General features: G+C 59.0%; 9 protein-coding genes. 3 read left to right on the top strand and 6 right to left on the bottom strand.

The genetic code is table 11. From position 1 onward, the window contains the following. Nucleotides 1-12 precede the first annotated feature (12 nt). Nucleotides 13-936 (top strand): LysR family transcriptional regulator, encoded by a 924-nt coding sequence (locus DXD77_RS01290; RefSeq protein ID WP_117647444.1) that lies wholly within the window; start codon nucleotides 13-15, stop codon nucleotides 934-936. Between the two features lie 123 nt (nucleotides 937-1,059). Here the strand turns inward: DXD77_RS01290 and DXD77_RS01285 are convergent, their stop codons facing one another. The 6 genes from DXD77_RS01285 to DXD77_RS01260 all read right to left on the bottom strand — a co-directional run bounded on the left by DXD77_RS01285 (nucleotide 1,060) and on the right by DXD77_RS01260 (nucleotide 8,909). Continuing rightward, nucleotides 1,060-2,502, bottom strand: a complete 1,443-nt coding sequence (locus DXD77_RS01285) for a PTS transporter subunit EIIC (protein WP_117647442.1) — start codon at nucleotides 2,500-2,502, stop codon at nucleotides 1,060-1,062. Between the two features lie 193 nt (nucleotides 2,503-2,695). Next, complete coding sequence (locus DXD77_RS01280; RefSeq protein WP_117647440.1) at nucleotides 2,696-3,814, bottom strand: neutral/alkaline non-lysosomal ceramidase N-terminal domain-containing protein; 1,119 nt, start codon at nucleotides 3,812-3,814, stop codon at nucleotides 2,696-2,698. 18 nt (nucleotides 3,815-3,832) lie between these two features. Further along, nucleotides 3,833-5,080: a hypothetical protein gene (locus DXD77_RS01275; protein ID WP_128620467.1), complete on the bottom strand. Its 1,248-nt coding sequence runs from the start codon at nucleotides 5,078-5,080 to the stop codon at nucleotides 3,833-3,835. Between the two features lie 25 nt (nucleotides 5,081-5,105). Further along, a complete protein-coding gene (locus DXD77_RS01270; RefSeq protein WP_117647437.1) occupies nucleotides 5,106-6,140 on the bottom strand; it encodes an amidohydrolase family protein in 1,035 nt (344 codons plus the stop codon). Between the two features lie 227 nt (nucleotides 6,141-6,367). After that, nucleotides 6,368-7,849, bottom strand: a complete 1,482-nt coding sequence (locus DXD77_RS01265; protein ID WP_117647513.1) for an aminotransferase class I/II-fold pyridoxal phosphate-dependent enzyme — start codon at nucleotides 7,847-7,849, stop codon at nucleotides 6,368-6,370. Between the two features lie 202 nt (nucleotides 7,850-8,051). Beyond that, nucleotides 8,052-8,909: a LysR family transcriptional regulator gene (locus tag DXD77_RS01260; RefSeq protein ID WP_117647435.1), complete on the bottom strand. Its 858-nt coding sequence runs from the start codon at nucleotides 8,907-8,909 to the stop codon at nucleotides 8,052-8,054. Nucleotides 8,910-9,027: 118 nt separating this feature from the next. Here DXD77_RS01260 and DXD77_RS01255 point away from each other — a divergent pair, with 118 nt between their 5' ends. Beyond that, nucleotides 9,028-9,939 carry a DMT family transporter gene (locus DXD77_RS01255; RefSeq protein ID WP_117647433.1) on the top strand — a complete coding sequence of 304 codons (912 nt, stop codon included), beginning with the start codon at nucleotides 9,028-9,030 and terminating at the stop codon, nucleotides 9,937-9,939. Between the two features lie 139 nt (nucleotides 9,940-10,078). After that, on the top strand, nucleotides 10,079-12,325 hold the full coding sequence (locus DXD77_RS01250; protein ID WP_117647431.1) for a KUP/HAK/KT family potassium transporter: 2,247 nt from the start codon (nucleotides 10,079-10,081) through the stop codon (nucleotides 12,323-12,325). Nucleotides 12,326-12,365 lie beyond the last annotated feature (40 nt).

Raw genomic sequence — 12,365 nt, 5'->3', positions numbered from 1 at the left:
GGAGGCTACCCTATGGATATCAGCCGTTTTGGTGAGTTCGCCATCTTGGCGCAGTCGCGTACGTTTCTCGATGCGGCGGAGCTGCTCTTCATGTCGCAGTCGACTCTCTCCAAGCACATTATGGCAATGGAGCGCGAGCTCGGCTGTAATCTCATCGATCGGAGTCAACGCCACGTTACGCTCACCGCGCAAGGCGAAGTGCTCCTCCCCTATGCACAAAAGATAGCGACGCTCCAGCATCGCTATCTCGCTGCCATCCAGATAGCCGCAGATGAACCACTCGAACGCATCACCGTGGGCTCCATCCCCATCATGGCTCCCTATGGAATCACGGACGCCGTCATCGATTTCCAGCAGGCGAACCCCTCGTATTCCGTTGAGCTCATCGAGGGCGAAGGCAGCGCACTCAAGCAGATGCTCTTGCGCGAGGACATCGACCTCGCCTTCATCCGCGACGGCGGCGCCATCGAGCCGGAGTTTAAAAAAATCCCCTTTACAACCGACCGGCTCGTGGCCGTTATCCCGCTCGACCATCCACTCGCCAAGCGCAACGCCATCGAGATCGACGACCTTATCGATGAGAATTTCCTTATGCTTCCCCAAGGCTCGTTCGTGAGCGAACTCACCCTCTCCCTTTGCCGCAAGGCAGGATTCAGCCCACGTGTCACGTTTACCGGCAAACGGGCAGAAAACATCATCTCGCTTGTCGCGCGCGATGCCGGCGTCTCGCTGCTCATGCGCAAGCCTGCCGAATCACTCGCCGGCGGCAAGGTGGCCCTCGTGCCGCTCGAGCCTGCAACGACCTCCGAGGTCAGGCTCTACCTCAAACGGAGCGCTGCGTACTCGCAAGCCGTCGTCTCGTTTATCGGCTTTCTCCCCTATCGCCAGCTTCTACAGGGCGGCCGCATGACCTCCGAAGCGCCGCAGTCGTCGTAATCCCAGCACACACCGCCACTTTTGAGATGCCCCACAAACCAACCGGCAACGGTACAAAACGCAAAAGGCCCCGGACAGCACAGCTGCCGTCCGAGGCCTTTTAAATCAAAGCGGGTAGATGGACTAGTCCACCGAGATGTTGAGGGTCTGACCGCCCTCGTCCTTCTTGGTGCCGATCACCATAGCGGCGATAAGCGCCAAAATAAAGGCGACCAGACCGGAGATGACAAGACCGATAAAGCCCGAATCGATGCCAGCGGGGTTGATAAAGCTCGGGAAGCCGAGCGGACCGGAGGCACCGAAGGCATAGAGCTTGGCACCCATAAGGCCGGCAATGGCGCCGCCGACACCGGCGGAAATGAAGGTCGCCCACATGAGACGCTTACGCGGCAGCAGGATGGCGTAAAGCGCGGGCTCGTTGACGCCGAAGATCGACGAGACGAGAGCAGGGATGTTGATGACAGCGTTTTCCTCGGAATCCTTGGTTCGAATGATCATGCCGAGCACGGCACCGGCGATGGCGCACCCACCTGCGTATACGAGAGGGTTGATGAGGTCATAGCCGTAGGTTGCGACATCGATGAACCACAGCGGAATGACGCCCCAGTGCAGACCGAACATGACGAGCAGGCTCCAGAACGTGCCGATGACAAAACCGGCGATGGCGGGCTGGAAGTTGATGAGCGCCAGGATGATTTGGGCAACGATGTTGGAGAGGACCGTCATGACCGGACCGACCACAAGCAGGCCCAGGATGCCGCAAATGAGAAGCGTCAAAATGTTGGAGAAGAACGAGCTCACAAGCGCGGGCAGTGCGCCAGAAAGGAATTTGTGCACCTTCGAGGCGATCCAGACGATGAAAATCGCAGGCAGAATCGTCGATGAATAGTTCTGCATAATCAACGGGATGCCAAAGATATCACCGTAGACATTGGACTCAAGGACCGTACCGGTGCCGAGCGTGTAAAGCGGGTCTCCACCCATAAGGGCAACGAGCGTCGGGTAGACGAGGATGCCGCCGAGGGCCATACCCATAACGGGCTTAAGTCCGAACTTCTTGGCAGCCGTCCAGCCGATGATAAGCGGGAAGTAATAGAAGACCGAATCTCCGATTGCCGAGAGCGTCACATAGGTATTGCTGTCCTTGGCGAGCCAACCGGCAACCGTGCAGAGGGCGAGCATCGACTTGATGAAGCCACCGACCATAAGCACGCCAAGAACCGGTTGCAGGATCTCGGAAATGATGGCGAGTAGGCGCGAGAACGGATCGCCCTTCTTGACATTGTCGCCCTCATCGATATCAAGCGCGGGCTTGGCGTCGAACCCGCCGATCTGAACGAGTTCATTGTAGACGGACTCGACGGTGGCACCGATTACGACCTGATACTGTCCACCGGCCTGGATGACGTCAACGACACCCTTCATGGCCTTGAGCTCATCGGTCTGGGCGAGCGATTCGTCCTTGAGGTGAAAGCGGAGACGCGTAATGCAGTGACTCACGTCCAGCACATTGTCTCGGCCACCGACCTTTGCGATGATTCCATCGCAAAGCTGCTGGTATTTCATGGTATTCCTCCTTTTTCTGAGCGGGGCATGGCATTGATTCCAGACCCCCGTAGTCGACGTGGGGAGCCACAGAACCCGCCTCCCCTTTAAAATCCGCGGGCGCATATACGTCCGGGATGGGAGATAACAAGGGAAATAAGAACGCCGATCACACGGCCGCGACCCTCATGGGTCCCATGCCGTGGCGGCAAAACTACAGGCGCGAATCTGGCGCGCCGAGAAGGCGCGCGGTTTGACAGAACTTATCGCATAGGCGCTCCGGTTCGCCTTGGGGAATCTGGGTACGTTCGGTCTCAAAGGAGAGGCCGTATTCACGCGCCGGAAGGAAGTACTCGTAATAGCCGTTGGTATAACCGCAGACAATCCCCTCAACCGGACATTCGCGCTTCATGCGAACGCCAAGGTCGCTGCCGAGCTCGCTCGGAAACACAAAGAGGTGCATACCACCCAAGCTGATAACGGCGCACTTGAGCGTGAGCGAAAAATCGTCATGGGCGACGGTGTGATAGAACGTCTGGGGCTCGATACGGTCGAGTTTAACCTCGCGATCGAGCTTGATTTGGGAAATCGCCTCGGCAAGACCGGTCGACACGCGCTCGACCTCGGGGATGCCACGACCTTGGCGAAAATTGCGATCGCTGCAGTCGCCAGCAGCGCCCACGACCATGGCAGGATAGTACCCGAGGCTCGGGGCGAGCTTTTTACCGGTAAGGCCGGCAAGCTCACTCGTGAGCTCCGTACAATCGGGCCCGACGCAAGCGGAATGCACCGCCCAGTTCACAAAGCCCGCAAATGGCTTGCCTTCGGTATCGAAGAACGAAACGACAATGACCTCATTGTCGGCGAGTTCGCCTGGGATGATGCGGTTGTCATAGAAACCGGTGACGACCTGCTTGCCCAGGCGGCAAATCGCGGGCTGTGCATTGGCGCGGCACTCCTCAAAGCATTGGCAAATGGTATCGAGGAGCCAGCGATAGTAGTTCTCGTCGAATTTTCCCGTCCACCAGCTGCGGTGGTAAGCGACGATTGAAGTATGGTCGTGCGTCGCCGAGAGCAGGACGCAATCACGGTCAATGCCGTAGCGCTCGGCGAGCATTGTCTTGACTTCCTCGGCCATGCTTTCCTCGAACTCGAGGACATCGGCATTAAAGAGAAACACCTCGCGTTCGCCTTGCTGGAAGAGAATGGCGTTGGCGTAGACGTCGTCATGGATGCCCGTCGCAGGCTCCAGGCGGTTGGGAAGATTGCGATAGCCAATCAGGTAGATGTCGCCCTGTGGGGTGATTTTGCGGCGCGCGTGTCCAATGTTCATGCACGTTCTCCTTCTGTGTTACGCCGCATTCAAGGCGGCAATGATGATATCGACGAGGCGCTCATGGGAGCCGGCGGCAAAACCAGAGTTCATGGCCTCATAGGTGATCTTTTCGTACGCGTCGGGGGCCGGTAGGTATTTCTGTCCGCCGTTGACGAGCGTGGCAAAGAGCACAGAGCCGGACCGGGCGACGCGCACGGTGGCGCCGAATGTACTCGAGACCTCGGGCTGCACGCCGACAAGCTCGACGTTTCCCAGCCGAAGCAGATAGACCCTCGTGTGCTGCTCACCGGCAGCATGAAACTCATACGTTCGATGCGGAGCCAAAGAGTAAAAATCGGCGCGTGTCTGAGCGGGCAGGAGGACGTCGACCGTGCGAGCATCGATGCCGGCAGCGCTATCCTCACGTGCCATGCGAGCAGCCTCAATCAAAGCATCGCCCAAGACCTGCCCCTGCTGGTGCAGCATGCGGTATCCGTCCTCATGGGCATCGACCGTCCGCTTCACGCCGGCGGCATCGAACGTGACGTTCATGGCGCGCTCCGCCGGACCTTGGTCGCCCGCGGCGCCCGGCAGCAACAGGGCAACGCCGCCCAGCTCACGCTCGAGTGACATGGCGGCAAAACCAAAGAGATCTCCGCTCGCCACGCGTCTCCCCTCGGAGTCGCGCGACCCGTCGAGCACGGAGGACTGGACGTCCGCCGCCGCAAGTACGGCAACGTACTCGCCCCCGGCATCCCTCATGGCGAGCACGGGCATCGCGTGGTCGGCAAACCCCTCGGGATTCGAGCCCAACCACCAGCCGGCCGGCGTCTCGATGTCGCGATTAACGTTCACGGGGCAGTCGCCCTCCGCCGTGGCGAGTGTGACGGAGCGAATGCCCGCAACAGCCCGCTCGACAGCCGTGCGGGCGGCGGCGATGAGCGCTGCGCGATAGCGCTCGTTGCGATCGCGGGCAGCAGCATCGGCAAGATGCCCGGGAGTGCGAACGTGAGGCATGGAAAACGTGTGGGTAGGAACCACCCAAGAGTAAGCGCCACTGCAGCCGGCGGCATCCTCGACGACCTCACGCAGATCGGCGAGCAGAGCCGGAGCAATCGATGTGACCTCAAGCGAAAGAATGCAGGAGCGTCGCCCCGCCCCCTCGATGACAAGAGCACGGGCAAAGACCTCATGGCGGAGTTCGTCGAAACCGTCAAACGGCAATACGCCCCCAAGATCGATGGCCGCACGGGCGGCCCCAGCCCTCATCTCTCCTTTGTCCATGGCAGACACCCCCTCTGATTGCCGCTCACTCGACACCGTACAGTCGCTGCGCCGTGCCGCCAAGCACAAGATCTGTGTCTGCATTGCTCAGACTCGCGGCACGAACGCAGGCGACACCCTCGGTGAGCCACTCGCGTTTAACCGGATAGCTCGTGCCAAAAACAATATGGTCTGCACCCAACACGTTAACCGCGCAGGCGAGGAGTGCCTTGCCCCAAGGCTGGGCATGGGACATGTCGAAATAGATGTTGTTCTCGAGGCGCTTGGAAACGGTCTCGGTATCGACCTGAAAACGTCCAGAGGCATCAGGGCGCTTGGGGCCGTGAGGCAGCAGCATCTCCTTGAACGCAAAGTATGCGCCACCGAGCATGGAGTGGACCATCTTGATATTAGGATAGCGCTCGAAGAAATCACCAAAGATCTCGCGGCCGATCGCCGTAGTTTGGTCGACGCAGCGACCATAAGAGCGGCGAAGGCTGTCGTACGCGAGAAGCGACTCGTTCTCGACCGGTACGGGAACATGGTGGACGTAAACGGTGACGTTGCGCTCGTTCAGGTGCTCGAAGAAGCTCGAGAAAACCCGGTCGTCGAGATAGCGCTTGCCGTAGTGAGCGCAGAGCTGCACACCCGCAAAACCATCGTCGAGCCTGCGGTCGAGCTCCTCTAAATTTGCCTTGGTGCCAAAGGGTGGCACAGCGACAAGCGGAATCAGGCGGCCATTTGACGCCTTCGCGTCAGCGGCCATACCGTCGTTGAAGCGCCGACACATCTCGAGCGACATCCACTCGTGGCAGCCGGGGAGCTTGAGGATCGCCTTGTCGACCCCCGCCTCATCCATATCGGCCAAGCGCTTCTCGAGGGTGTAGTCGCCCTCGATGTAATTAAGGCCCGGAGAACCGGCGGGCATCTCGATCACGATCTGTCGCTTGCCGACGGAATTCACGGTCAGATAGCCTTCGGTGTCGTAGGCGCGGGGCACCTCGGCCAAAAACTGTTCGCAGAGCGTCTCGTCATGAAAGATGCGCTCGTCGAACCAGTAGGAATTTGCATCGATAATCATTGGTTGGAACCGCCTTTCATCTTGTTGAGAACATTCTAGAAAAGCGGGTACCCGGGCATCAATTCCAGCTTAAGCCTACTGTATTCCATTTTGGAATAGAACTTACCGCTCACACGCGAACCTTGCTCGCTCAAAGAGACAAAGCGTTAGCAGCACGGGCTTAGACAGAAAACGGCCGGCCCGCATCCGTTGCGGGCCGGCCGTTTTAGTACAGGCTACCTTTGTCGTTACGACTGGCGGTAATGATCGAAGAAGTCGGCGAGGTCTTCGAGGGACTCTTTGAGCACTTCCATGCGCGGCAGGTACACGATACGGAAGTGGTCGGGCTCAGCCCAGTTAAAGCCGCCGCCGCGCGTGATCAGGATCTTCTTCTCGTGCAGCAGGTCGAGGGCAAACTGCTCGTCATCGGTGATGTTGAACTTCTTCACATCCATCTTGGGGAAGATGTAGAACGCCGCGCGCGGCTTGACCACCGAGATACCATCGATCTTGTTGAGCGCCTCATACACAAAGTTGCGCTGCTCGTAGACACGACCGCCCGGGCGGATATAGTCGTTGACCGACTGATGGCCGCCGAGCGCCGTCTGGACGATCGACTGAGCCGGCACGTTGGAGCACAGACGCATGTTGGAGAGCATGTTGATGCCCATGATGAAGTCGCTCATGCAGCGCTGGTTGCCCGAAAGCACCATCCAGCCAATACGATAGCCCGCGATCATGTGCGACTTGGACAGACCGCTAAAGGTGACGCAGGGCAGATCGGGAGCGAGCGAGGCAATCGAGACGTGCTCGTAGCCGTCCATGCACAGGCGGTCGTAGATCTCATCAGCAAAGATCATCAGCTGATGCCTGCGTGCAACCTCGACGATGCCCTCGAGCACCTCGCGTGGATAGACGGAACCCGTGGGGTTGTTGGGGTTGATGATGACGAGGGCTTTGGTCGCGCTCGTGATCTTGGACTCCATATCCTCCAGGTCGGGATACCAATCCGCCTGCTCATCGCACAGATAGTGCACGGGATGACCGCCGGCAAGGGTTGCGCACGCCGTCCAGAGCGGATAGTCGGGGCTGGGGATCAGAATCTCGTCGCCATTGTCGAGCAGCGCGTTCATCGAAAGCTGAATGAGCTCGGACACGCCGTTGCCCGTGTAGATATGCTCCATCTGAACGTTGGGCAAGCCCTTGATCTGCGAATACTGCATGATCGCCTTGCGCGCGGAGAACAGGCCACGCGAGTTGGAATAGCCTTCGCAGTCGGGCAGCTGCTGGCGCATGTCCTTGATGACCTCATCGGGCGTGCGGAAACCGAAGGGCGCCGGGTTGCCGATATTGAGCTTGAGGATGCGCTCGCCCTCGTCCTCCATACGGGCGGCCTCGTCGACGACGGGACCGCGCACGTCATACAGGACGTTATCGAGCTTGGCGGATTTAGAAAAAGTACGCATGGTGGTGCTCCTTGCAATTTGAGCTGAGGGATGGGATTCGGGCCTGGAATCGTTGCGGGGAGATGATTCCTCGCCTTGGTCGGCGTCACCGGCGAGCAGCCAGGTAACATCGACCTCCAAAATACGGGCGAGCAGCTCTGCCACATCGCGCCGCGGAATCGTCTTGCCGCTCACATATTGGCTCATCTGGCTCTTGCCGAGTTTTTTGCCGAGCATCTCCGATGCGCGGATCACGTCCGACTGGCGAACGTCGCGATCGGACATAGCCTGTCGCAGACGATCGCTAAACGTCTCTTGGGCCACTAGAACCTCCTTGCTGGCAAAGTTCAATTTATACAACACGAATTGAACCTGAGTTCAATTTAGGCAGCAGTATAACGCCGTGCTATTTCGAAAAGTTCAATTTTAAAAATAAAATGAGCAAGACTTCGAAATTTATCCCAAGGCGATAACGACGTGCACGCATTTAGAGGTATTCGAGGAAACGAGCGGCGGCAAGCGAAACATCGGCCGTTCGATATATGGCGTTGATCTGCCGATGGGGATGCCCTTCGAGCGGACGCACAGCAACATCAAACTGGCAGCGACGCAAGATGAGCGCGGGAAGAATGCTCACGCCCAAGCCATCCTCGACCATAGCCATAATCGCATAGTCATCCCAAGTCGACAGTTTTGAGCGCACTGACAGCCCCGCCCGACGGAATAGCGGCGTAATCTCATCATCGGTACCCCGTTCCAGCAGAATAAACTGCTCGTTGGCTAAATCGGCAAGAGAAACGACCTCCGCCGTGGCAAGCGAGGAGTCCGCTGGCACCACGGCCATCAACTCGTCTTGCACCAACGGTCGCGACGCCATGCCGGCGCCACGTGGCTCGCGCGGAATAAAGCCCAGGTCGCAGCGGCCTTCCGCCACCCATTGCTCAATCTCGGAGTAATCACCCATCAGCAGCTCGTAATCGACATCCGGATGATCGGCGCGAAAGCGCGCAATCACCGGCGGCAGTACATGGGTCGCCACACTCGAAAACGTACCAATGCTGATCTTGCCGCGCATGAGCCCACGCATCTCGTCCACGTGTCGCTGCAGGCGGCCAAACTCCTCGCAGAGCGCCTCAACCGCCGGCATGATCTGCCGCCCATCGGCAGAAAGCACCACACCCTCGCGGCTGCGGTCGAGCACCTTAAAACCCCAATCGGTCTCAAGGTCGCCCACCATGCGGCTCACGCCCGACTGCGAATAGCTCAGCCGCTCGGCGGCGCGCGTAAAACTGCCGGCCCGCACCGTCTCGAGCAGCACCTGCATCTTTTGAATATTCGTTTCCACGGCACCCCTCCACCTTTACATGAGTTTTTGTCATGTTATCCATGCATTATATTCGCTTTTCTTCTAAAGCCAGTTCACCCATAGTGAACATGCTCGGATATAGAGGGGATGTCAGCACATGAACAACGGATTGTTTACGTACTTAGCAGCATTGCTGTTGTTTGGCTCCAACGGCATCATCGCCGCTGCCATCGCGCTGCCGAGCTCCGATATCGTACTGTTGCGCACGTTTTTGGGCGCTCTCACCCTTGCCGCCGTCCTCTTCATAACCAAGCGCCATAACCTGCAGGCTCCGTCTCGCCCCCGCGAGGCCGCAGCGCTCATCGTCTCGGGCGCCGCGCTGGGCGCCAGCTGGATTTTTCTGTTCCGCGCCTACCAGACGATCGGCGTCGGCGTATCCTCGCTGCTGTACTACTGCGGCCCCATCATCGTTATGGCCCTCTCCCCGCTCATTTTTGGCGAAAAGCTGACCGGCAGCAAAATCGCCGGCTTTATCGCCGTCGCCTGCGGTGCTTTTCTCATTGCAGCGCAAGGTCTAGGCGGCAATATGCCCATTGCGGGCATCGTCTGTGGAATCGCCTCGGCCTTCTGCTATGCATTGATGGTCATCGCCAGCAAGGGTGCGCCTCACATCGAGGGCCTCGAGAACTCCGCACTCCAAGTGAGCGCCGCCTTTGTGACCGCACTGGCCCTCACGCTCATCACGCAGGGCGCTCCCTCGTTCCTGTCCGCCGGCGTCGCCGCCAGCATTGATTGGCGCGCCGTCGCTATGCTCGGCGTCGTCAACACCGGCATTGGTTGCCTGCTCTACTTTAGCGCCGTCGCCAAGCTGCCCGTTCAGACCGTCGCCGTCGTCGGCTACCTCGAGCCGCTTTCGGCGGTCGTGTTCTCAGCCGCCCTTTTGGGTGAAGCCATAACACCGGTCCGCCTGATGGGCGCCGCGCTTATCATCGGCGGCGCGATTTTTTGCGAACTCGCCGGCAAACGCGCAAACGCCAAGGCTGGCATCGCCCAGATAGCACGTGCTTAAAAGCCCCTGCTTTGAAATGCTACCTGCGTAGATAAATAATCCCCAGCTGAGGATTATTGTCTAAAATAACCCGATGTGCCAAACTGCTCTTGTATGTATAAAGACGGCATAAAGTTTTTTGTCCTAGACAGATAACCGGATGTCTAAGGGAGTCCTCGTGGCACACAACAAACTGGAGGCAAACCTCCAAGACCAGCGCGGGCAAGGCGGGCACGGAGCCATCCCCCTCTCCGCTGGCATGCTGCTCGTAACGCTCGGCGTCGTCTATGGCGACATCGGCACGAGCCCCATGTACACCATGAAATCAATCGTCGCCAACAACGGCGGCATCGGTACCGTCAGCGAGGACATGATCCTGGGCGCGCTTTCGCTCGTCATCTGGACCATGACGCTCGTGACCACGGTCAAGTACGTGGTAATCGCCATGAAGGCCGACAACCACAACGAAGGCGGCATCTTCGCCCTGTTCAGCCTCGTACGCAAGGTGGCACCATGGCTGATTCTGCCCGCCATGATCGGCGGTGCGGCACTGCTTGCCGACGGCATCCTCACCCCCGCCGTCACGGTCACCACAGCCATCGAGGGTCTGCGCACCATCGAATGGGGCCATGCGCTGCTGGGCGACGGGCAGACCAACGTCATCATCATCACCATCATCATTATCTGCGGCCTATTTGCCATGCAGCGCGCCGGCACCTCGTCAATCGGCAAGCTGTTCGGCCCGCTCATGACGCTGTGGTTCCTGTTCCTGGCAGGCGCCGGTCTGTTCAACATGCTCGGCAACCTGTCCATCTTGCGCGCGCTCAACCCCATCCGCGGCATTATGTTCCTGTTCTCGCCCATCAACCATTCGGGCATTATGGTGCTCGGCTTTGTCTTCCTGTCGACAACCGGTGCCGAGGCACTCTACTCGGACATGGGCCACGTGGGCAAGGCAAACATCTATGCATCCTGGCCATTTGTTAAGGCGGCCCTTATCCTCAACTATCTGGGTCAGGGAGCTTGGCTACTCGCCAATAACTCCAACCCCCAGATGCTCGCGATGGATATCGTCAACCCGTTCTATATGATGCTCCCCGAGCCCCTGCGCCCCTTTGCCATCGTGCTTTCGGCCGTGGCGGCCATCATCGCCTCACAGGCGCTCATCACCGGCTCGTTCTCGCTGGTATCCGAGGCAACGCGCCTCAACCTTATGCCGCACCTGCGCATCCACTACCCCAGCGACACCAAGGGCCAGCTCTATATTCCACTTGTCAATAACATCATGTGGGTCGGCTGCATCTTCATCGTGCTGCTGTTCCAAAACTCCGAGCGCATGGAGAGTGCCTACGGCCTCGCCATTACCGTGACCATGCTTATGACCACCACGCTTTTGACGAGCTATATCGTCGGCATCCTCAAGCACAAGCTGGGCGCCTGCGTCTTCGCCCTGCTCTTCGGTGCCATTGAGCTGTGCTTCTTCGCCTCGTGCCTCACCATGTTCTTTGACGGCGGCTACGTAATGATCTTCTTGGCCTCGCTGCTGTTTGGCCTTATGTACGTGTGGCGCCGCGGCACCGCCATCGAGCGCACGCAGACGATCCTGCTGCCCGTCTCCAAGTACATTGACCAGCTCAACCGCCTGCGCAACGACGAGACCTACCCCGTGCTCGCCGACAATCTGGTGTTCCTCACCAACAGCCCCGATCCGCTCACGCTCGACCGCGACGTGCTCTATTCCATCCTGGACAAACATCCCAAGCGCGCCAAGGCATACTGGTTCATCAACGTGCACGTTACCGACGAACCCTATACGCACGAGTATTCCGTCGAGACCTTTGGCACGGACTTTTTGTTCCGCGTGCGCCTGGACCTGGGCTTTAAGGTCAACCAGCGCGTCAACGCCTATCTGCGTCAGATCGTCGGCGACTTGATGGCATCGGGCGAGCTGCCGCCGCAACATCACACCTACTCCATCTACGAGACGCGCGGCAACGTAGGTGACTTCCGCTTTTGCATGCTGCGCAAGATGCTTGCCCCCGAAACGGACATCAACCGCAATGACCACCGCGTGATGGCCATCAAGTACGCCGTCCGCCGCGCCTGCGGAAGCCCGGCACGCTGGTACGGTCTCGAGAACTCGGCCATCATCATTGAGTACGTACCGCTCTTTGCCCGCATGCGCCCGGCCGTCAAACTTGTGCGCACCCAGGTGCCGCTCGAGGTTCAGATCGAAGAGGCCGAGAAAATGGAGGTCGACATCTTCTCGGACGACTTGGTCAACGGCAACGAGGCCGGCAAGAGCATGAACGTCGATCCCACCGAGCTGCTCGAGAGCGTCGCCGATACGCCCGAACAGCAACTCGACGGACTCGAGAGCACCCAGTTCAACGACGCCAACTTCTAACACGCCACCAGCCATTGACGACAACGGCCTCGCATCTCAT

The organism is Collinsella sp. TM09-10AT, from assembly GCF_003436275.1.
Taxonomy (GTDB): Bacteria; Actinomycetota; Coriobacteriia; order Coriobacteriales; family Coriobacteriaceae; genus Collinsella.
This window is presented reverse-complemented; position numbering and strand designations above follow the sequence as displayed.

Coding starts and splice junctions, on each gene's coding strand:
- DXD77_RS01290 (WP_117647444.1), top strand. CDS start 13: ATGGATATCAGCCGTTTTGGTGAGTTCGCCATCTTGGCGCAGTCGCGT.
- DXD77_RS01285 (WP_117647442.1), bottom strand. CDS start 2,502: ATGAAATACCAGCAGCTTTGCGATGGAATCATCGCAAAGGTCGGTGGC.
- DXD77_RS01280 (WP_117647440.1), bottom strand. CDS start 3,814: ATGAACATTGGACACGCGCGCCGCAAAATCACCCCACAGGGCGACATC.
- DXD77_RS01275 (WP_128620467.1), bottom strand. CDS start 5,080: ATGGACAAAGGAGAGATGAGGGCTGGGGCCGCCCGTGCGGCCATCGAT.
- DXD77_RS01270 (WP_117647437.1), bottom strand. CDS start 6,140: ATGATTATCGATGCAAATTCCTACTGGTTCGACGAGCGCATCTTTCAT.
- DXD77_RS01265 (WP_117647513.1), bottom strand. CDS start 7,849: ATGTCCGATCGCGACGTTCGCCAGTCGGACGTGATCCGCGCATCGGAG.
- DXD77_RS01255 (WP_117647433.1), top strand. CDS start 9,028: ATGAACAACGGATTGTTTACGTACTTAGCAGCATTGCTGTTGTTTGGC.
- DXD77_RS01250 (WP_117647431.1), top strand. CDS start 10,079: ATGTCTAAGGGAGTCCTCGTGGCACACAACAAACTGGAGGCAAACCTC.